We start from the raw sequence: 18,368 nt of genomic DNA on the forward strand, positions 1-18,368 counted from the left end.
TCGCGGTTCATGTGTGCAGCAGGCCTTTCGGTCAGAGCGGCGTGTCCGCGCGGAACGCCTCGATCAGCGAGGCGGGGGTGGGCCGGTCGAAGAGCAGCGTGGTCGGCAGGGAGCGCCCGGTGATCCTGGCGAGGGTGGTGCGCAGGGCCACGGCCATGCGGGAGTCCAGCCCCAGTTCGCTGAAGGAACGGCCCACGTCGAGGTCGGATTCCGGACCGAGTCCGAGGGCCTGCAGCGTGCTGGTCACCACGAGGTCGAAGGGGTCCCCCCTCCACTGCGGGCCCGCGGCCGCGGACGGTGGCGGTGTGGTCCGGTCGGCGGTGTCGAGCCAGTGGCGCCGCCGCTGGAACGGGTACGGCGGGAGGTCGACGCGCCGGGCGGGTCCGCCGAGCACCTGTTCCCAGCGCAAGGGGAGGCCGAACACATGGGCGCCCGCGGCGGTTTCGGCGACGTCCGCGGCCTCCTGGCGGGTGGCCATCGGGGCGCTGAAGCGCTCCGTGCCGTGGCCTACGGTCTCCGCGGCGAGGGTGGTCAGCGCCCTGCCCGGCCCGATCTCGACGAAGTAGCGGGCTCCGAGCCGGTGTGCCGTGCCGAGCGCCGGGCCGAATCGCACGGGGGCGCACACGTGGTGGACCCAGTACTCCGGGTCGGCGAAACGGTGGGGTTCCACCGGCTCGCCCGTGACGGTGGAGATGATCGGCGGACCGGCGGGGAGGTTCCAGGTGAGGCCTTCGGCGACGGACCGCAGCCCCTTCTGGACGGGGGCCATGAGCGGGGAGTGCCCGGCGACGGAGACCCGGAGCCGGCGGGTGCGGCGGCCCAGGTCCTCGAAGTGCGCGGCCGCCTTCAGCGTGGCCGATTCCTCGCCGGACAGGACGACGGAACGGGAGCCGTTGACGGCGGCGATTCCGACGAGTCCCGGGGAACGGTCCACCACCCGGCGGGCCTCCTCCTCCTCGGCCTGCACCGCCACCATGACGCCGCCCGGCGGGAGTTCGCCGATCAGCCGGGCCCGGTGGGCGATCAGCGTGGCCGCGTCCTCCAGGGACAGCGCGCCCGTCAGGTGGGCGACCGCGACCTCGCCGAGCGAGTGGCCGATCAGCAGGTCCGGCACGATGCCGAAGGACTCCAGCAGCCGGTAGAGGGCGACCTCGACCGCGAACAGGGCGGGTTGCGCGTGCTCGGTCCGGTCCACCTCCTGGCGTTCCCACATGGCGTCGGCGAGGTCGGCGCCGAGCACCGGTTCGAGCCGTGCGCACGCCTCGTCGAAGACCTGGGCGAACACGGGGAACTCCTTGTACAGCCCCTGTCCCATGCCGAGGCGTTGGGCGCCCTGCCCGGCGAACAGGAAGGCGGTGCGGCCCTCACCGCGCGGCCCCTGGACGAGGCCCCCCTCGCCGTCGTCGGGTGAGCCGTCCGCCAGGGCGCGCAGCCGCTGGGCGAGTTCGTCGGGGTGCGAGGCGATCACGCCGGCGCGGTGGCCGAACGCGGTGCGGGCCGTCGCTGCCGTCCAGGCCAGGTCGGCGAGCGGCAGCGCCCGGCCGGGGCCTTCGACCGCGTCGGCGAGGTCGCGGGCCCGCCTCCTGAGGACCGTGGGCGTCGGGCCGGACAGGACGACGGGCACGGCCGAGACGGGAGCGTCCGTGTGCTCGTGACCGGCCGGGGCCGGTGCCTCGCCGAGCACCACATGGCAATTGGTGCCGCCGAGACCGAAGGAGGAGACACCCGCGATGCGCGGCGCGTCCCCCGCGGGCCAGTCCCGGTGCCGCGCGCACACCTGTACGCGTAGTGCCTCCAGGTCGATGGCCGGGTTGGCGGTACGGAAGTTGAGGCTCGCCGGAAGCCGGCGGTGGAACAGGGCGAGCGCGGTCTTGATGAACCCGGCGATGCCTGCGGCGGCTTCCAGGTGCCCGATGTTGGTCTTGACCGAGCCGACCAGCAGCGGCCGGTCGTCCGGGCGGCCATGGCCGAGGACTCCGCCCAGTGCGGCGGCCTCGACGGGGTCGCCCAGCGCGGTTCCGGTGCCGTGCAGTTCGACGTAGCCGACCTCGGCGGGTGTGATGTTGGCCTGCCGGCAGGCCGCGGCGAGGACCTCGCGCTGGGCGGCCTCGCTGGGCGCGGTCAGCGCCGTCCGGGCGCCGTCGCTGTTCATCGCCCCGCCCAGCAGGGTGCAGTAGACGCGGTCGCCGTCCGCGAGGGCCCGCTCCAGTGGTTTGAGGACCACGACGCCTGCGCCTTCACCGCGGACGATGCCGTCGGCCCGGGCGTCGAAGGTGTGGCAGCGTCCGCGGGGTGACAGGGCGCCCAGCGCCTCCACCACCTCGTCGCCCTCGGCGGTGAGGTTGAGCTGCACGCCGCCCACCACGGCCGCGTCGCATTCGCCCCGGCGCAGGGCCTGCACGGCCTGGTGCACGGCGGCCAGGGACGAGGACTGGCCCGTGTCGACGACGAGGCTCGGGCCGGTGAAGCCGTGGAAGTGGGAGAGCCGGTTGGCCAGGAAGGCGCGGCCGGTGCCGGTCATCGTGTAGGTGGAGGGCGGCCCGTCACCGGCACGGCTGAGGAAGGCGTACTCGTCGGAGCCTGCGCCGACGAAGACGCCGACAGGCCCGGTCGACAACTCGCCCGGCGTGGTGCGGGCGTCCTCCAGCGCGTGCCAGGTGAGTTCGAGGAGCAGCCGCTGCTGCGGGTCGAGTGCGGCGGCCTCGGGGGCGGGCACGCCGAAGAATTCGGCGTCGAACAGGTCGACGTCCGGCAGGTAGCCACCGGGGCGGCGGCCGGCGCGGGTGCCGGTGCCGGGGCCGATGGCGTCCTCACCCGCCAGCAGCAGCCGCCAGAACGCGTCGAGTCCGTCCGCGCCGGCGAACCGGCACGCCATGCCCACCACCGCCACCGGGGCGTCCTGCGCCCCGGCGGTGGGCCGTCCCGGGCGGGTACGCGCGGCCTCCGGCTCCTGGCCGGGCTCGTGTGCGGGGCTCATGGCTTCCTCCCTGTCTCGGCGGGCGTGCGCGGGCGCGGGCCTGTCACCGCGCCGGCGGGTGCGGCCGGGCCGGACAGCACGCACCAGGCCTGCTCCACGGACCGGATGTCGGCCTCGTCGCCGCGGGCGCGGTCGGGCAGGAGGGGCAGGACCGCGCTCTTCCGGCCGGCGATCGCGCGCTGCCGCCTGGCGAGGGTCGACAGGCTGTTGCCGGGCCCCGCCTCGAGGAGCAGGCATCCCGGGTGGTCGTCGAGCACGGCCGTCAGCGTGGTGGCGAAGTGGACGGTCTCGGCGGGCTGCCGGGCCCAGAACTCCGGGTCACGGGCCCGATCCGGGTCGAGCGGGCCGCGGGTGTAGGCCGAGTAGAGGGGCAGTCTCGGCGCGGCGAGGCGCACGGCGTGCCAGGCGCGGAGCGAGGCGTCCACGGCGGGTGCGACGACGGGGCTGTGGAAGGCCTGGTGGGCACGGACGTCCTGGCAGACCAGTCCGCGCCCGGTGAGGATCCGTGCCGCCTCGTCCAGCGGGGCGCGCTCGCCCGCGAGCAGCAGCTGCCGGGCGGCGTTCACCGCGGCCAGGTGCACGGTGGGCCCCAGGACGTCGGCGACGTCGTCGACCGAGGCGGCGACCGCGAGCATCCCGCCGGGCGGGGTGTCGGCGAACAGGGCCATGCGGTCGCGCATCAGCCGCATGCCGTCGGCGAATTCCAGGACGCCGGCGAGTGTCGCGGCGACCAGCTCGCCCACGCTGTGCCCGAACAGCGCCGCCGGCCGCACCCCCTGCTCCAGCAGCATGCGGCCCAAGGCGTGCCCCACCGCGTAGAGCAGGGGCTGCGCCACGGTCACGTCGTCGTACTCGGGTGCCGGCGCGGGGGCGAGCCACTGCTCCCGCAGGCGCGGACCGTCCGGGCCGAGGAGCCGGAACGCTTCGTCCATCCAGGCCGTGAACGTCTCGTCGTGCCCGTGGAGTCCGGCCGCCATCCTCGGGTGTTGCGCGCCCTGACCGGCGAACATCAGGACGACGGGCCTGGCCCGCCCTGCCGTGTCCGGCATCTCCACCCCTTTCCTCGTGTCGAGCCGACGGTCGTTCCCGGGGGTCGAGGCGCGCCGGAGGCCCGTTCGAACCTCGGTGATCCGTCGCGGCTCGAGCCTGCTTCGACACCGCGGACCGACACTCCCCCCTCGGTGGCGGACGGCCGCCGCGGATCCGAGCGCTACACGGGGGAGAGCTGTGGACATCGCGGACGTGTACGTGTCCGGGGTCGGGCTGCATCTGGCCCGGCGCATGCCGGTCGGCGAGGTCGTCGAGCGGGGCATCGCCGACCTGCGGACGGTGCGCCGCTCGGGGATGCTCTCGGTGTGCGTCGGGGAGCGGTCGGGGCCGGAGATGGCCGTGCGGGCCGCGCGAGCCGCCCTGCGCGGGTCGGGGCGGGTGCCGTCCGACATCGGGGTGGTCCTGCACGCGAGCACCTGGTTCCAGGGGCACGACCTGTGGGCGCCGGCGTCGTATGTGCAGCGCGAGGCGGTGGGCAACAACTGTCTGTCCCTGGAAGTGGGGCAGTTGTCCAACGGCGGCATGGCGGCGATGGAGATGGCCGTGGCCTGGTTGCGGGCGGGCACCGACGCAGGCCCGGGCAGTGCGCTCATCACCACCGGGGACCGGTTCTGCCTGCCGGGTTTCGACCGGTGGCACACCGACCCCGGCACGGTCTGCGGGGACGGCGGGACCGCGCTCGTGCTGTCGCGGGGCTCGGGTTTCGCCCGGCTGCGCAGCCTGGTGACGGTGTCCGATCCGACCCTGGAGGCGATGGGCCGCGACGGCGACGGCTTCGCCCCGGCGCCGCTGACCGCCCGGACGCCGATCGGTGTCGCCGCGTCACGGGAGCGGCTGGTCAAGGAGATCGGGCTGACCCGGTTGCTGGATCTGCTCCAGGCGGGTCAGCGGGCCGCGTTCGACGGGGCGTTGGAGGAGGCCGGCGCCAAGGCGTCCGACGTCTCCTGGTTCGTCCTGCCGAACCTCGGACGCCCCAAGATGGACGCCCAGTTCTTCCAGGTGCTGGACATCGACCCGGAGCGCACGACCTGGCTCTGGGGCTCGGGGGTGGGCCACCTGGGAGCCGGTGACCCTTTCGCCGGTCTCGCCCGGCTGGCGGGCACCGGGGCCCTGCGACCGGGGCAGTTGTGCGCGTTGATCAGCGCGGGCGGCGGCTTCGCCTGGTCGGTCGCCGTCCTGGAGGTGACCGCCGAGCCCCCAGCGACACCGTCGTTCGAGGAGTGAACGGGTGCCGCCGCCCAGTCCCGACCGACGCGGTCCACCACCTCCGCCTTCATCGACCGTCCTTCCACGCCGATTCCAGTGCCCGCCCCGAGGCTTTGAGCCGATCACCGCACGTCCCGCCGACACGGAGGCCCTCCGACGACATGACGACCAGTCACCTCTCTCCGGACGCCCTGAACGGGTTCCGCGGCCGACGCCCCACCTGGTCGCCCGCGCCCTCGGGCGACGGCAGTGAACAGTGCACCGTCGAGGTGCCGCTCGACTACGCCCGGCCCGACGGGCCGCGGATCTCCCTGGCCCTGACCCGCATACGGGCCAAGGACCCGGCCCGGCGTCGCGGCATCCTGCTCGCGCTCAACGGCGGCCCCGGCGGCTACTTCGGCCTGGGCCGGGGTTTCCCCGCGGTCCTGGCCCGCACCCGTCTGCCCGAGGCGTACGACCTGATCGGGTTCGACCCACGCGGCACCGGCGCGTCCACTCCGCTGACCAGCGAGATCACCCCGCCCAAGGCGCCGTTCGACTCGCGGCTGCCCGACGCCGACTTCTCCCTGCTCGCGGAGGACGCGCGGATCCGTGAGGAGGGCAACCAGCGGCTGGGCGGCGAGGCCCGCCGTCACCACAACACCCCGAACATCGCGCGGGACATGGACGTGATCCGGCAGGTGCTGGGCGAGGACAAGCTCACCTTCGTCGGCTATACCTACGGCACGTACCTGGGCGCGGTCTACGGCGCCCTCTTCCCTGAGCGGCTCGACCGCTGCGTCCTCGACTCCTGCGTGCACCCGGACTGGTCCTGGCGGGAGCAGTTCATGGCCCAGGGCCGGGCCAACCGGGCCAATGTGGACGCGTGGGCGGCGTGGGTGGCCGACCGCGACGGGGAGTTCCGGCTCGGAGGAACCCGGGAGGCGGTGCTGGCGGCCGTCGAGGAGGCCGCGCGCAACACCGTCGAGCGGGCCGGCACGCAGCTGCGTACCCTCTTCGACGGAGCCATGGGATCTCGCTCGGCGAACCGGGCCCGCTGGGCCGAACTCGGGCATCTCGTGCGCGAGTTGCGCACGGGGGACGCGGCGGTGGCGGGTCGGTGGCTGTCCGACGAGCGGGTGTGGCCGCCGGCCGAGACGGAGGGCACCACGCGGTGCGGTGTGCTGGACGCGGTCACCCTGGAGAAGGACTGGCCCACCGACCTCGAGGTCTACTACGAGGACATGCGCCGCTTCCGCGAGAACCACCCCTACGGATACGGCATGTTGCGTGCCGCGCCATGGGTGGGCGCCTTCCGTGCCTTCACTCCCCCGCAGCCGCCCGTGCGGCCGACCGGCGAGGGCCTCTCCCCCGGGCTGGTGGTGCACGCCGACGGCGACCCGACCGACCACTACGAGGGCGGGGCCGCGATGGCCGAACGGCTCGGCTACCGGCTGATCACCGTGGCCGACTCCGGCCAGCACGAGATCTACGGGCTGGGCGGAAATCCCGCGGTGGACGCCCTGGTCGACGCGTACCTCGTCGACGGCGTCGTGCCCGAGGACACCGTGTGCGCGAGCACGGTGCTCCGCCCCGACGTCCCCTCCGACGGCACGCCCCGGGCCACCGGTCGCGTCTGATCCGGACCTGGTCCGACGAGCGAAGGAAGAACCCATGGCACGCGCACTCGTGATCGGCGCAGGCATCGCCGGCACAGTCACCGCGATCGCACTGCAGAAGGCCGGACTGGACCCGGTCCTCTACGAGGCGTACGACCGGACCGCCGACGGCATCGGCAACTTCGTCAACATCGCGCCGAACGGGATCGACGCCCTGGACAGCATCGGCCTGGGCCACCTCGTGCGCGAGCACGGCTTCGACACCCCCGGGATCGCGTTCTACAGCCACACCGGGCGGGCGCTGACCGGCGACGTACGGACCGACCGGCTCGCCGCCGACGGTCAGATCATCCAGACGATCCGGCGCTCCGACCTCTACGTGTCGCTGCGCGACGAGGCGGCACAGCGCGGGATCCCCATCGAGTACGGCAAGCGGATCGTGGACGCCACCACGGCGGGAGGCGCGGTCCGGGCTGTCTTCGCGGACGAGTCGCAGGCCGAGGGCGACCTCCTCGTCGGCGCCGACGGGCTGCGCTCGCAGGTGCGCCGCATCATCGACCCGGCCGCTCCCCTGCCGCGCTACCTCGGGGTGCTCAACGCGTTCGGCTGCGCGCGGGGCTTCCCCGCCGAGGGCCCGCCCGGAGTGATCCGGATGTTCTTCGGCAAGAAGAGCTTCTTCAGCTACACCAAGCACCCCAACGGCGATCTGTGGTGGTTCGCCAACCCGCCCTGCGCCGCCGAGCCCGACGGTGCGCAGCTGAAGGCCTTGCGGCGGGACTGGCGCCGTTACCTGCTGGAGCTGTTCGCCGGCGACCGGACCCCGGCGGCGGCGATCATCGCGGCCACCCCCGATCCCGCGCCGCCCTCCCCGACGTACGACCTGCCCCGGGCACCGCTCTGGTTCCGCGACGGCCTCGTGGTGATCGGCGACGCGGCCCACGCCGTCTCGCCCACGGCGGGACAGGGCTGCTCGGTCGCCATGGAGGACGCCGTGGTGCTGGCCAAGTGCCTGCGCGACGCGCCCACCGTCGACCGGGCGTTCGTCACCTACGAGGCGGTGCGGCGCAAGCGCGTCGAGGACATCGTGGCCCAGGGCAAGTACAACAACGAGGGCAACATGCGCCGCGGCCCGGCCGGCCGCTTCCTGCGCAACTACTTCATCGCCCGGGCCTTCAAGAACGCCGGCGGCACCGATCCCACCTGGATGAGCAGCCACCACATCGACTGGCACGCACCGGCCGACGGCGACGGGCGCGGACTGCGGACCTCGTCGTGACCCGTTCAGCAAGCAGAGGAGACACCTGATGACCAGCACCGCGGACGTCTCGGGCGCGCCGGAGACCTTCCCCTTCGTCCGGCCCGGCCCGTTCACCCCTCCCGAGCAGTACGCGGGCATGGTGGCGCAGGGCGTCACCCCGGTGACCCTCGCCAACACCGGTCTGCGCGTCTGGACGGTCACCGGGCACGAGTCGGTGCGCCGGCTGCTGACCGACCCGCGGGTCAGCGCCTCGCGCAAGCACCCGGGCTTCCCCTTCTACTTCGTGGCACCGCCCGAGGCCCGTACGGAGACCTCCTTCATCGGCTACGACCCGCCCGAGCACACGTCCGCGCGCGGCAAGGCGGCCGCGGCGTTCACCTACCAGCGGGTGCAGAAACTGCGCCCGCGCATCCAGGAGATCGTCGACGAGCACGTCGACCGGCTGCTGGCCCTGGCGCCGCCGGTGGACTTCCACCGCCTGTTCTCCCTGTCGCTGCCCACGACGATCATCTGCGACATGCTGGGCATCCCCCAGGGCGACCACGACTTCATCATCGAGCACAGCAACAACATGTTCGGCATCCACAGCACGCCCGAGCAGCGGGTCGCGGCGATCGTGGAGGTCAACGCCTATGTCGAGAAGCTGGTCGAGGTCCGGGAGGCAGAGCCGGGCCAGGACCTGACGAGCCACATCATCGCGGAGTACCGGGCATCGGGCGAGGAGTACACCCGGCGGGATCTGGTGAACATGGTCCGGATGCTGATGAACGGCGGTCACGAGACCACCGCGAGCATGCTGTCCCTGGGCACCGCGTGCCTGCTGGAGCACCCGGACCAACTGGCGGAGCTGATGGCCGACCCGGAGACGCTGATCGGCCCGGCGACCGAGGAACTGCTGCGCATGGTGACCATCGGGGACATCGGGGTGCCCAGGGTCGCCCTGGAGGACATCGAGATCGACGGCACGGTCATCCCGGCGGGCGACGGCATCCTGTGTCTGCTGCTGACCGCCAACCGTGACCCGGAGGTCTTCCCGGAGCCGGAGAAGCTGGACCTGCGCCGGGGCAGCCGCAAGCAGATGGGCTTCGGCCACGGCGCGCATCTGTGCATCGGCGCCGAACTGGCCCGCCTGGAGATGCAGGTCGCCTGGACGACGCTGTTCCGGCGCATCCCCACCCTGCGGCTCGCCGTACCGCTCGACGAGGTGCCGCGCAAGGAGGGCGCCATCGTCTACGGGGTGCGCGAACTGCCCGTCACCTGGGACGTGTGAGGGGCGGCGGGATGCAGCAGGAAGCGTACGGCCCCCAACTGGCGGAGATCTACGAACTCGTCTACGCCGCGCGCGGCAAGGACTACGCCGCCGAGTCGGCCGAGGTGACCGCCCTGGTCCGGGACCGCAGGCCGGACGCCTCGTCGCTGCTCGACGTGGCGTGCGGGACCGGCGGCCATCTGAGGTTCTTTCAGGAGCACTTCGCGACCGTGGAGGGGCTGGAGCTGTCGGAGCCGATGATCGCCCAGGCGGCGGGCCGGCTGCCCGGGATCCCCGTGCACCCGGGCGACATGCGCGACTTCACCCTCGGCCGCCGCTACGACGCGGTCAGCCTGATGTTCAGCTCGATCGGCTACACGCAGTCGGTCGACGAGCTGGAGAGCACGCTCGCCAGTCTGGCCCGGCACCTCACCCCGGGCGGGGTGATCGTCCTGGAACCCTGGTACTTCCCGGAGGCGTTCCTGCCCGGCTACATCGCGGACGATCTGGTGCGCACCGAGGACCGGGTCACCGTGCGGGTCTCCCACTCCCAGCGGCACGGGGACGAGGTGCCGATCGTCGTGCACTACATCGACGCGCGGAAGGAGGCGGGCATCCGGCACTTCACCGACGTCCACCGCATGCGGCTGTTCACCAGGGAGCAGTACGAGACGGCCTTCGACAAGGCCGGCTGCTCGGTGGAATACGTGGGTCCGGGGCGTTTCAGCTGCGGTCTGTTCGCCGGCGTACTGAAGTGACACCGACGTGACGCCGGTGCCCTGAGGCGCGGCAGGGGCGAGCGGCCCCCTTCAGGCTTCCGCCTGGAGGGGGCCGTCCTTCGTCGCCGCGGTCCACATGGCGGCGAGGGACTCCGCGAGACCGATGCGGGGGTGCCAGTCGAGCAGCCGCCCGGCGAGGCGGATGTCGGCTCGGGTCCAGGCGCCGCCGAGGCCGGAGACGTCCCGGGTGCGTTCGTCGATCAGGTCGGTGGAGTGCCCGGCCGATGTGACGAACAGCCGGACCAGGGTGCGCATGTCGGTCGCCCGGCCGCTGCCGATGTTGAGCGCGTGCCCCGTCGCCGGGGAGTGGACGGCCCTGACGACGGCGTCGGCGAGGTCGCGGACGTCGACGAAGTCCCGCCGGGCCCCGGTGAGGACGACCGTCATGGGCTCCCCGGTGCTCAGGGCCCGGCGCAGCATGCCGACCAGCTTGCCGGGGAAACTCGCCGGTGAGGGATGGGGCCCGCAGACGTTGGCCGCCCGCAGCACCAGTCCGTCGGCCCGGCCCGCGCGCACGGCGTCGAGCACGGCCTGCGACCCGGCGAGTTTCGTCAGCGCGTAGGCGCTGCCGGGGCGCGGGGGGATCCGTTCGTCGATGAGCGTCCCCGGAGGGACGTCGCCGTACTCGTGCAGCGTGCCGAGGTGCACGACGCGGGACGGCCAGGGCAGTTCGTCCAGGGCCGCGAGCAGCCGGTGCACGAGGGCGATGTTCACGGCGTCCAGGTCCTCGTCGGCCCGGGCCCAGCCGTCCGTCGCGTTGAGGGCGTCCGTCGCGTTGACGACCGTGTCGATCCGGCGGGCTCTCAGCAGCTCGGTGATGCGCTCCCGGCCGGCGTGGGCGAGGTCGAGGGGTTCGAAGGCGTACGAGCGGATGTGGGGCGCCGGGTGGCGGGCGACGACGAGGATGTCGTCACCGCGGCCGGCCAGGGCGGCGCACACGTGCCGCCCCACCCAGCCCGTTCCGCCGAGGACGGCCACGCGCCTCCGTGGGTCCGCGGGCCGGTGCGGTGTGGTCATGCCGTTTCTCCCCGTCCTGCGGGCGGCCGGTGGCCGGCCGCCCGGTTCCCCCTCAGGCGCCGGCGGTGTGCCCGGTGACGAGTTCCTCCAGTACCGGCACGGTGAGCCCCGGGGACGGCCGGCGGGCGATGTCGTCCGCCACGGTCCGGGCCCGGTGCGCGTGCGAGGTGTCGTCCAGCAGCGCGCGGACGGCCTCCAGCATCGACTCGGGTGACAGCTCGGGCGGGTGGATACGGCGTACCGCGCCGAGGTCGGTGAGGCGGGCGATGGCGTCGAGCGGCTTTCCGCGTCCGGGCACCACGACCTGTGGCACCCCGTGCACGAGGCACGCCATCATCGTGCCGGGGCCGCCGTGGTGGACAGCGGCGTCGCAGCCCGGCAGCACAGAGGTCAGCGACTGCCAGCCGGTGGCGATGACGCTGTCGGGCAGCTCGCCGAGTTGTCCGACGAGGTGGTCCGCCACCGCGACGACCAGGTCCACGTCCAGCGCTCCGAGCGAGCGGACGATCTGCCCGAGCATCGGGGCGCCGCCGATCTGCGGCTGCACGGACCCGAGGGTGACCAGCAGCCGGGGGCGGGTGCGGGGGCGCAGCACCCACTCGGGCACGGTGCCCGGCTCCCCGTAGGGCACGTAGCGCAGCGGCCTCGTGCCGGGGGCCGGATCACCCAGCAGGGGCGGGCAGTTGTCGAGTATCAAGGCGGGCTCGGGGAGGGCGCCGAGTCCGAGTTCCTTGAGTTCCGGGGCGAGTTCGTCGGCGATCCAGGGGTCGACGGGCAGGTCGCCGGGGCCCACGACGTGCTTGACCCAGGGGATGTCGTGCCGGGCGGCGGCCGCAGCGGCGGCGGCGTAACCGTACGACTCGGCGACGATCAGGTCCGGGCGCCAGCGTTCGACGAGCTGGGCCGTGCCCTCCAGGGTGCGGGCGGCGAGCCGGCCGAAGCCGCGGCCGATGCCCTCGGCCATCTCCTCGTCGGTGTCGGGCACCTGGACGCGCCCGCCGTCCCGGTCCTTGGCCATGACCTCACCCATGTCGAGGGGGCCGTAGACCGGCGCCATGGGCAGGCCGGAGCCGCGGACGGGCCCCTCGAAGCTCTCGGGAGCCGCCACGAGCACCTCGTGGCCTGCCGCGCGCAGCGCCCACGCGAGGGGCACGATCGGGTAGTACAGCGGGTGAGCTGGGCCGGTGGCCACCAGTGTCTTCATGCCCGGGAACGTAGGAGGGCGGGCCGGAATGGCGCTCGAATCCGGCTGGGACGGTCCGTGCTCCGCGATCAGGCTCCGGCGCGCGGTGCCGTGAGGGCGTCCTCGAGCTTCAGGCACTCCTCGTAGTCCGGCAGCAGGCCGGCGTCCCGGGCCCGGGCGAGTGTGGGCGCCGCCCGGTCCCGTTCGGAGACGATCGGCCGGATGTCCCCTGGCAGTGGCAGACCGAGCTCGGGGTCGAAGAGGGACAGCGCCAGTTCGTTGTCCGGGTCGTAGCCGAGGGAGAGGGTGTACGCCATGGCGGTGTCGTCCTGGAGCGCCACGAAGGCGTGTCCGACGCCGACCGGGAAGTACACGGCCCGGAAGTCCACCGGGTCGAGGACGACGGCGTCCCAGCGGCCGAAGGTGGGCGAGCCGAGGCGGAGGTCCACGACGATGTCGAGGGCCTTTCCCCGGACGCAGTACACGTACTTCGCCATGCCGGGCGGGGTGCGGGTGAAGTGCACGCCGCGGACGACACCGCGCCGGGAGAAGCTGCAACTGGTCTGGGCCACGGGGAAGAGCGGCCGGCCGGTCGTGCGGACGAACGCCTCCGACTGGAAGGGCGACACGAACAGCCCCCGGTCGTCCCGGAACACCTCGGGGGTGAAGACGCGCGCACCGGCGACCTCGAGCTCTCTCGATTCCATGGCTGGGGACTGTGGTCCGGCCGCCTCGAAGCGCGCTACAGGTCCGCTCCAGGCAGTCGCCCTATCGCGGTCAGCGGCTGACCGCGATCGAGGCTAGGTTGGCCGGGCGGGACACCGATTGCCCGTCGCCGTGCTCGGCGCGTACACAGGCGAAAGGACGCCATGGCCGAAGTTCTCACGCGCCGGGCCCTCAACCGGGCCACGCTGGAACGCCAGTTGCTGACGGGGCGCACGGACCTGTCCGCCCCTGCCGTCATCGAGCGGCTGGCCGGTCTGCAGGCGCAGGATCCCGATCCGCCCTACATCGGGCTGTGGAGCAGGATCGAGGGCTTCCGGCTGGACGAGCTGACGAAGCTGCTCGAGGAGCGTGCGGTGGTGCGCGCGACCCTGTTCCGGGGGACCCAGCACCTGGTCACGGCGGAGGACTATCTGTGGGTGCGGCCGCTGCTGCAGCCGATGCTGGACCGCTGGCAGAAGGCCGCCTTCGGCAAGCAGACGGCGGGTGTGGACCTGGCCGAGCTCGCCTCCGTGGCCCGCTCGGCCCTCGTCGGCGGCTCGCTCGCGCGGCCGGAGCTGGGCCGGCTGCTGGCGGAACGCTGGCCCGGGCGGGACCCGGTCGCCCTGGCCCGCTCGGTGCAGGGGCTGCTCGCGATCGTGCATCCGCCGCCGGACGGCACCTGGGGGCGCCGGGGCACGACGCCGTTCACCCTGGCGGAGGAGTGGCTCGGCCGTCCGCTCGCCGGAGATGCCTCCCGGCGGCAGCTCGTGCTGCGGCATCTCGCCGGATTCGGGCCGGCCACCGTGAAGGACGTCCAGGCCTGGAGCGGCACCACGCGGCTGCGGGAGGTCGTCGAGGAGCTGCGGCCGGAGTTGCGTGTGTACCGGGGCGAGGGCGGGGAGGAGCTGTTCGACCTCCCCGGGGCGCCGCTGCCCGACCCGGACACGGTGGTGCCGGTGCGGTTCCTGGCCGCGCTTGACAACGTGGTGCTCGGTCACGCCGACCGCTCCCGGCTGATGACGGAGGACCAGCGTCGGCACATCATCGTCGAGGCGGCGGTGCTCGTGGACGGCCGCGTGCGGGCCCTGTGGGTGATCAAGCGGGAGGGGCGCGGCAGGACGACGGCGGTGCTGACCGTGAAGTGTTTCTCCCCGCTGAACCCGCGCGAAGAGGCGGAGGTCACCGAGGAGGGCGAACGCCTGCTGCGGTTCGCGGCCGAGGACGCCGAGCGGCACGACATCCGCTTCGTCCCGGTGGCGCCCGGGAGTTGAGCCGGCCGGCGCCTGCTCCGGTCTGCCGGAAGCGGGCGCCGGTGCCTCAGCCGTCCGCCAGTTCCATGGCGATGGTCCGCACATACTCCCCGTACTCCGAGGGACCGATGCGTACGCCCAGCCGGTAGCACTCGTCGCTGTCGATATAGCCCATGCGCAGGGCGACTTCCTCGATGCAGGCGATGCGTACACCCTGCCGGGCCTCCAGCGTGCCCACGTACTGGCCGGCCTGGAGCAGGGACTCGGGGGTGCCGGTGTCGAGCCAGGCGAAGCCCCGGCCCAGGTTGACGAGCCGGGCCGCGTCCCGTTCCAGGTACCAGCGGTTGACGTCGGTGATCTCCAGTTCGCCGCGTTCCGAGGGCCGGAGGGTGCGCGCGACGTCGATCACGTCGTTGTCGTAGAAGTACAGCCCGGTGATCGCCGTGTTGGAGCGGGGCTTCTCGGGCTTCTCCTCGATCGACAGGAGTCTCCCGTCGGCGTCGACCTCGCCCACGCCGTACCGCTCGGGGTCGTGCACCGGGTAGCCGAACAGCACACAGCCGCGCACATCCGTGCTGTGCTCGGCCAGGACGGAGTAGAAGTGGTGGCCGTGGAAGATGTTGTCGCCGAGGATCAGGGCGACCGAGTCGTCACCGATGTGGTCGGCGCCGATGACGAACGCGTCGGGCAGGCCCGCCGGCCGCTGCTGGGCCCGGTAGGTGAGGGACAGGCCGAGCTGGGAGCCGTCGCCGAGCAGCCGCTGGTACTGCGGCAGGTCGAGCGGCGTGGAGATGACGAGGATGTCCCGGATGCCCGTGAGCATCAGCACGCTGAGCGGGTAGTAGATCATCGGTTTGTCGCCGACCGGTAGCAGTTGCTTGGAGACGCCGAGGGTGAGCGGCCTCAGCCGCGTTCCCGAACCGCCCGCCAGAATGATCCCCTTCACGGGTGTCTCCCGCCCTCCGCTCGCGGTGAATCGGTACGCCGCTCATTCAGTCACCCGGTATTCGAGGGCGCCTCGACGACGACTCGACAGGGATTCCGCCGACCAGCTGCACCGGTAATTCCAACGGCATCTAGCAGGCGTCTAGTTCCTTTCAAGGAACCCGTCCTACCGTGCGAGCATGACCACTTGCCGAGTCTGCCGGAGTTCCGTCACCGAGTTCTTCGATTTCGGTCGCCAGCCGCTGTCCGATGCTTTTCGCCGACCCGAGGAGAAGTCGGAGGAGTTCTTCTACCGACTCGCGGTCGGCGTCTGCGAGGAATGCGCCATGGTGCAGCTCATGGAGGAGGTCCCGCGGGAGCGCATGTTCCGTGAGGACTACCCCTACCGCTCGTCCATGTCGTCGGTGATGCGGGAGCACTTCTCCACGACCGCGCGTCGACTGCTGGCGAACGAGTGCCAGGGCAAGGACGCCTTCGTGGTCGAGGTCGGGTGCAACGACGGCGCCATGCTGAAGACCGTCGCCGCCGCCGGCGTCCGCCACTTGGGCGTCGACCCCTCGCGCGACGTGGTGGAACTGGCGGCCGCCCAGGGCGTGCGGGTGCGGTTCGACTTCTTCCAGGAGTCCACCGCCCGGGAGATCAGGGCCGCGGAGGGGCCGGCGGACGTCATCTACGCCGCCAACACCATGTGCCACATCCCCTACCTGGACTCGGTGTTCCGCGGCGTGGACGCGCTGCTGGCCACGGACGGCGTGTTCGTCTTCGAGGACCCGTATCTCGGCGACATCGTGGAGCGGGCGAGCTTCGACCAGATCTACGACGAACACTTCTACCTGTTCTCCGCCTCGTCGGTGCAGGCCGCCGCCCGGCAGTACGGCTTCGAACTGGTCGATGTGGAGCGGCTCCCGGTGCACGGCGGCGAGGTGCGCTACACCCTGGCCCGCGCAGGGCGCCGGCAGCCGAGCCCGGCCGTGGCCGAACTGACCGCCGAGGAAGGGCGCCGGCAGCTCACGGACAGCACGATCCTCGAACGGTTCGGCATGCAGGTGAAGCGGAACTGCGAGGAGCTGACCGCGCTGCTGCACCGGCTGCGCGACGCCGGGCACACCGTCGCCGCGTACGGGGCCACGGCGAAGAGCGCCACGGTGACGAACTACTGCGGCATCGGCCCCGACCTGATTCCCGCGATCTACGACTCGACGGCCGCGAAGCAGGGCCGCCTCTCCCCCGGTGCGCACATTCCCGTGAAACCGATCGAGGAGTTCTCGACGCCCTATCCCGAATACGCGCTGCTCTTCGCGTGGAACCACGCCGAGGAGATCATCGCCAGGGAGACCGCTTTCCGGGAGCAGGGCGGAAAATGGATCCTCTACGTGCCGGACGTCCGCGTCGTCTGAAAGCGCGAACTGCCATGACCAGAGTGCTCGTCACGGGCGGAGCGGGTTTCATCGGCTCCCATTATGTGCGTACCGTCCTCGGCCCCGGCGGCCCGGGCGACGTCACCGTCACCGTGCTGGACGCCCTCACCTACGCCGGCAACCGGGCGAACCTCGCGCCGGTGGCGGACCATCCGGGGCTGACCTTCGTCCAGGGGGACATCTGTGACACCGAGTTGGTCGACGCGCTGATGCGGGCGCACGACCACGTGGTGCACTTCGCCGCCGAGTCCCATGTCGACCGGTCCATCGACAGCGCGGCGGACTTCGTACGGACGAACGTGACGGGTACGCAGGTCCTGCTGGACGCCGCGCTGCGCCATCGGGTCGGGCCGTTCGTCCACATCTCCACCGACGAGGTCTACGGGTCCATCGACCAGGGCGCGTGGAGCGAGGACTCCCCGGTGCGGCCGAACAGCCCCTACGCGGCGTCCAAGGCGGCCGGGGACCTGCTCGCCCTCGCCCAGCACCGCACACACGGCCTGGACGTGCGGGTCACCCGCTGCTCCAACAACTACGGCCCGTACCAGTTCCCGGAGAAGCTGATCCCACTGTTCATCACCCGGCTGCTCGACGGCCGGGAGGCCCCGCTGTACGGGGACGGTGGCAACGTGCGGGACTGGCTGCACGTAGAGGACCATGTCCGGGCCGTGGAACGGGTGCGGACGCGGGGGCGCCCGGGCCGGGCCTACAACATCGGCGGCGGTACACCGCTGGCCAACCGAGATCTCGTCGACCGCCTGGTGCGGGCCTGCGGCGCCTCGTGGGAGCAGATCCGCTGGGTCGAGGACCGAAAGGGCCACGACCGGCGCTACTGCGTCGACCACTCCAGGATCACCCGCGAGCTCGGCTACGGACCGACCGTCCCGCTGTCGACGGGTCTGGCCGAGACGGTGGCGTGGTACCGCGCCAACCGCGCGTGGTGGGAACCGCTCCTGCTCCCCGCGGGCCGCGCCGTGTGACCCCCGCGACCTGCGGCCGAAGGGCGCGCGGGCCGCCGGACGTATCATCGCGCGGTGGGCACTGGGGTGGGGACCACGGCGCCGTTCGGCCGGCTGCTGCGCGGATTGCGGCAGAGTCGCCGGCTGACGATCGAGGAACTGGCCGAGGCGTCGGGCATCTCGGGGCGGGCCATCGGGGACATGGAGCGGGGCCGGAGCAGGCGTCCGCACCGGGGCACCATCACCGCGCTCGCCCAGGGCCTGGACCTGGACCTGGACGAGGCTGCGCACGTGGCCCGCCCCGGCGCGCGGTCCGCCGAGTTCGCCAGGCCCTCGCCCCACACACTGCCGAGGGGTGTAGGGGGACTTCGTCGGCCGGCAGGCGGAACTGGCCGTGCTGCGCTCCCTCGCCCACGAGGCCGCCGAGGGGCAAGCGGTCGCGCCGCCGGCGGCCGTGGTGTCGGGTCCGCCCGGCAGCGGCAAGACCTCGCTCGCCGTCCGGCTGACCGAAGAGCCGAGGTCGCCCCGTCCCGACGGGGCGTTCCTGGTCGACATGCGAGGACTGGACGAGCGGCCGCTGCCGGCGGAGCAGGCCGTGGCGGACGGCCTCCTCGCTGATCCGGGTGCCGAGGTTCTCGTCGAGGTTGTAGAAGTCCTTGTAGAACTCGGTGCAGTAGGCGTAGCGGTCGGCCTTCACCGCCCACGACCCCGTCGAAGAACCCGGGGGTGCACAAACGGGTCGAGCATCGACAGGTCCTGGGGCCCGTCAGCGCC

The 18,368-nt window shown here is 72.6% G+C and carries 14 protein-coding genes and 3 pseudogenes; 10 read left to right on the forward strand and 7 right to left on the reverse strand.

The features are described from left to right. Window positions 1–31: 31 nt before the first annotated feature. Both QOL88_RS04655 and QOL88_RS04660 read right to left on the reverse strand, forming a co-directional pair. Window positions 32–2,977: a type I polyketide synthase gene (locus QOL88_RS04655; RefSeq protein ID WP_097215212.1), complete on the reverse strand. Its 2,946-nt coding sequence runs from the start codon at window positions 2,975–2,977 to the stop codon at window positions 32–34. Next, window positions 2,974–4,026 carry an acyltransferase domain-containing protein gene (locus QOL88_RS04660; protein ID WP_097222863.1) on the reverse strand — a complete coding sequence of 351 codons (1,053 nt, stop codon included), beginning with the start codon at window positions 4,024–4,026 and terminating at the stop codon, window positions 2,974–2,976. Before QOL88_RS04660 ends, QOL88_RS04655 begins: the two co-directional genes overlap by 4 nt. A gap of 178 nt (window positions 4,027–4,204) precedes the next feature. Between QOL88_RS04660 and QOL88_RS04665 the strand changes: the two genes are divergently transcribed. From QOL88_RS04665 to QOL88_RS04685, 5 genes are all read left to right on the forward strand, one after another. Further along, window positions 4,205–5,251: a ketoacyl-ACP synthase III family protein gene (locus tag QOL88_RS04665; protein WP_097215213.1), complete on the forward strand. Its 1,047-nt coding sequence runs from the start codon at window positions 4,205–4,207 to the stop codon at window positions 5,249–5,251. Window positions 5,252–5,394: 143 nt separating this feature from the next. After that, on the forward strand, window positions 5,395–6,852 hold the full coding sequence (locus QOL88_RS04670) for an alpha/beta fold hydrolase (protein ID WP_097215214.1): 1,458 nt from the start codon (window positions 5,395–5,397) through the stop codon (window positions 6,850–6,852). A 34-nt stretch (window positions 6,853–6,886) separates the two neighbouring features. After that, window positions 6,887–8,107, forward strand: a complete 1,221-nt coding sequence (locus tag QOL88_RS04675) for an FAD-dependent oxidoreductase (RefSeq protein ID WP_097215215.1) — start codon at window positions 6,887–6,889, stop codon at window positions 8,105–8,107. Window positions 8,108–8,135: 28 nt separating this feature from the next. Continuing rightward, complete coding sequence (locus QOL88_RS04680; RefSeq protein ID WP_097215216.1) at window positions 8,136–9,359, forward strand: cytochrome P450; 1,224 nt, start codon at window positions 8,136–8,138, stop codon at window positions 9,357–9,359. Between the two features lie 11 nt (window positions 9,360–9,370). After that, the gene (locus QOL88_RS04685) at window positions 9,371–10,096 is read left to right on the forward strand and encodes a class I SAM-dependent methyltransferase (protein WP_097215217.1); all 726 of its coding nucleotides are present in this window, start codon (window positions 9,371–9,373) and stop codon (window positions 10,094–10,096) included. A gap of 51 nt (window positions 10,097–10,147) precedes the next feature. Here QOL88_RS04685 and QOL88_RS04690 read toward each other — a convergent pair whose 3' ends face one another. From QOL88_RS04690 to QOL88_RS04700, 3 genes are all read right to left on the reverse strand, one after another. Further along, entirely contained in the window at window positions 10,148–11,134 is a 987-nt protein-coding gene (locus tag QOL88_RS04690) for an NAD-dependent epimerase/dehydratase family protein (protein WP_097215218.1), read from the reverse strand. 52 nt (window positions 11,135–11,186) lie between these two features. Next, entirely contained in the window at window positions 11,187–12,338 is a 1,152-nt protein-coding gene (locus QOL88_RS04695) for a nucleotide disphospho-sugar-binding domain-containing protein (RefSeq protein WP_143668843.1), read from the reverse strand. A gap of 68 nt (window positions 12,339–12,406) precedes the next feature. Further along, window positions 12,407–13,024: a dTDP-4-dehydrorhamnose 3,5-epimerase family protein gene (locus QOL88_RS04700; protein ID WP_097215220.1), complete on the reverse strand. Its 618-nt coding sequence runs from the start codon at window positions 13,022–13,024 to the stop codon at window positions 12,407–12,409. A 162-nt stretch (window positions 13,025–13,186) separates the two neighbouring features. Here QOL88_RS04700 and QOL88_RS04705 point away from each other — a divergent pair, with 162 nt between their 5' ends. Next, window positions 13,187–14,293: a winged helix DNA-binding domain-containing protein gene (locus QOL88_RS04705; protein ID WP_097215221.1), complete on the forward strand. Its 1,107-nt coding sequence runs from the start codon at window positions 13,187–13,189 to the stop codon at window positions 14,291–14,293. 46 nt (window positions 14,294–14,339) lie between these two features. Here QOL88_RS04705 and rfbA read toward each other — a convergent pair whose 3' ends face one another. Continuing rightward, entirely contained in the window at window positions 14,340–15,218 is an 879-nt protein-coding gene (gene rfbA, locus QOL88_RS04710; RefSeq protein WP_097215222.1) for a glucose-1-phosphate thymidylyltransferase RfbA, read from the reverse strand. A 178-nt stretch (window positions 15,219–15,396) separates the two neighbouring features. Here rfbA and QOL88_RS04715 point away from each other — a divergent pair, with 178 nt between their 5' ends. From QOL88_RS04715 to QOL88_RS04725, 4 genes and pseudogenes are all read left to right on the forward strand, one after another. After that, the gene (locus QOL88_RS04715) at window positions 15,397–16,614 is read left to right on the forward strand and encodes a class I SAM-dependent methyltransferase (protein ID WP_031102942.1); all 1,218 of its coding nucleotides are present in this window, start codon (window positions 15,397–15,399) and stop codon (window positions 16,612–16,614) included. Window positions 16,615–16,628: 14 nt separating this feature from the next. Continuing rightward, window positions 16,629–17,615, forward strand: coding sequence for a dTDP-glucose 4,6-dehydratase (gene rfbB, locus QOL88_RS04720; protein WP_097215223.1), 987 nt, complete (start codon window positions 16,629–16,631; stop codon window positions 17,613–17,615). A gap of 66 nt (window positions 17,616–17,681) precedes the next feature. Next, window positions 17,682–17,873: pseudogene (locus QOL88_RS38790) on the forward strand (helix-turn-helix domain-containing protein); the annotation flags it as partial. A 100-nt stretch (window positions 17,874–17,973) separates the two neighbouring features. Beyond that, window positions 17,974–18,120: pseudogene (locus QOL88_RS04725) on the forward strand (hypothetical protein); the annotation flags it as partial. Window positions 18,121–18,189: 69 nt separating this feature from the next. Here the strand turns inward: QOL88_RS04725 and QOL88_RS04730 are convergent. Beyond that, window positions 18,190–18,313 (reverse strand): annotated as a pseudogene (locus QOL88_RS04730) (alpha/beta hydrolase); the annotation flags it as partial. Between the last annotated feature and the right edge of the window lie 55 nt (window positions 18,314–18,368).

It is taken from the genome of Streptomyces sp. Ag82_O1-12 (assembly GCF_900182715.1).
In the GTDB taxonomy this organism is placed as follows: Bacteria; Actinomycetota; Actinomycetes; order Streptomycetales; family Streptomycetaceae; genus Streptomyces; species Streptomyces massasporeus.

Excerpts from the sequence above, each read along its gene's own strand:
- QOL88_RS04655 (WP_097215212.1), bottom strand. The coding sequence starts at position 2,977 with ATGAGCCCCGCACACGAGCCCGGCCAGGAGCCGGAGGCCGCGCGTACC.
- QOL88_RS04715 (WP_031102942.1), top strand. The coding sequence starts at position 15,397 with ATGACCACTTGCCGAGTCTGCCGGAGTTCCGTCACCGAGTTCTTCGAT.
- QOL88_RS04705 (WP_097215221.1), top strand. The coding sequence starts at position 13,187 with ATGGCCGAAGTTCTCACGCGCCGGGCCCTCAACCGGGCCACGCTGGAA.
- QOL88_RS04675 (WP_097215215.1), top strand. The coding sequence starts at position 6,887 with ATGGCACGCGCACTCGTGATCGGCGCAGGCATCGCCGGCACAGTCACC.
- QOL88_RS04695 (WP_143668843.1), bottom strand. The coding sequence starts at position 12,338 with ATGAAGACACTGGTGGCCACCGGCCCAGCTCACCCGCTGTACTACCCG.
- QOL88_RS04690 (WP_097215218.1), bottom strand. The coding sequence starts at position 11,134 with ATGACCACACCGCACCGGCCCGCGGACCCACGGAGGCGCGTGGCCGTC.
- rfbB (WP_097215223.1), top strand. The coding sequence starts at position 16,629 with ATGACCAGAGTGCTCGTCACGGGCGGAGCGGGTTTCATCGGCTCCCAT.
- QOL88_RS04670 (WP_097215214.1), top strand. The coding sequence starts at position 5,395 with ATGACGACCAGTCACCTCTCTCCGGACGCCCTGAACGGGTTCCGCGGC.
- QOL88_RS04685 (WP_097215217.1), top strand. The coding sequence starts at position 9,371 with ATGCAGCAGGAAGCGTACGGCCCCCAACTGGCGGAGATCTACGAACTC.
- QOL88_RS04660 (WP_097222863.1), bottom strand. The coding sequence starts at position 4,026 with ATGCCGGACACGGCAGGGCGGGCCAGGCCCGTCGTCCTGATGTTCGCC.
- QOL88_RS04680 (WP_097215216.1), top strand. The coding sequence starts at position 8,136 with ATGACCAGCACCGCGGACGTCTCGGGCGCGCCGGAGACCTTCCCCTTC.
- QOL88_RS04700 (WP_097215220.1), bottom strand. The coding sequence starts at position 13,024 with ATGGAATCGAGAGAGCTCGAGGTCGCCGGTGCGCGCGTCTTCACCCCC.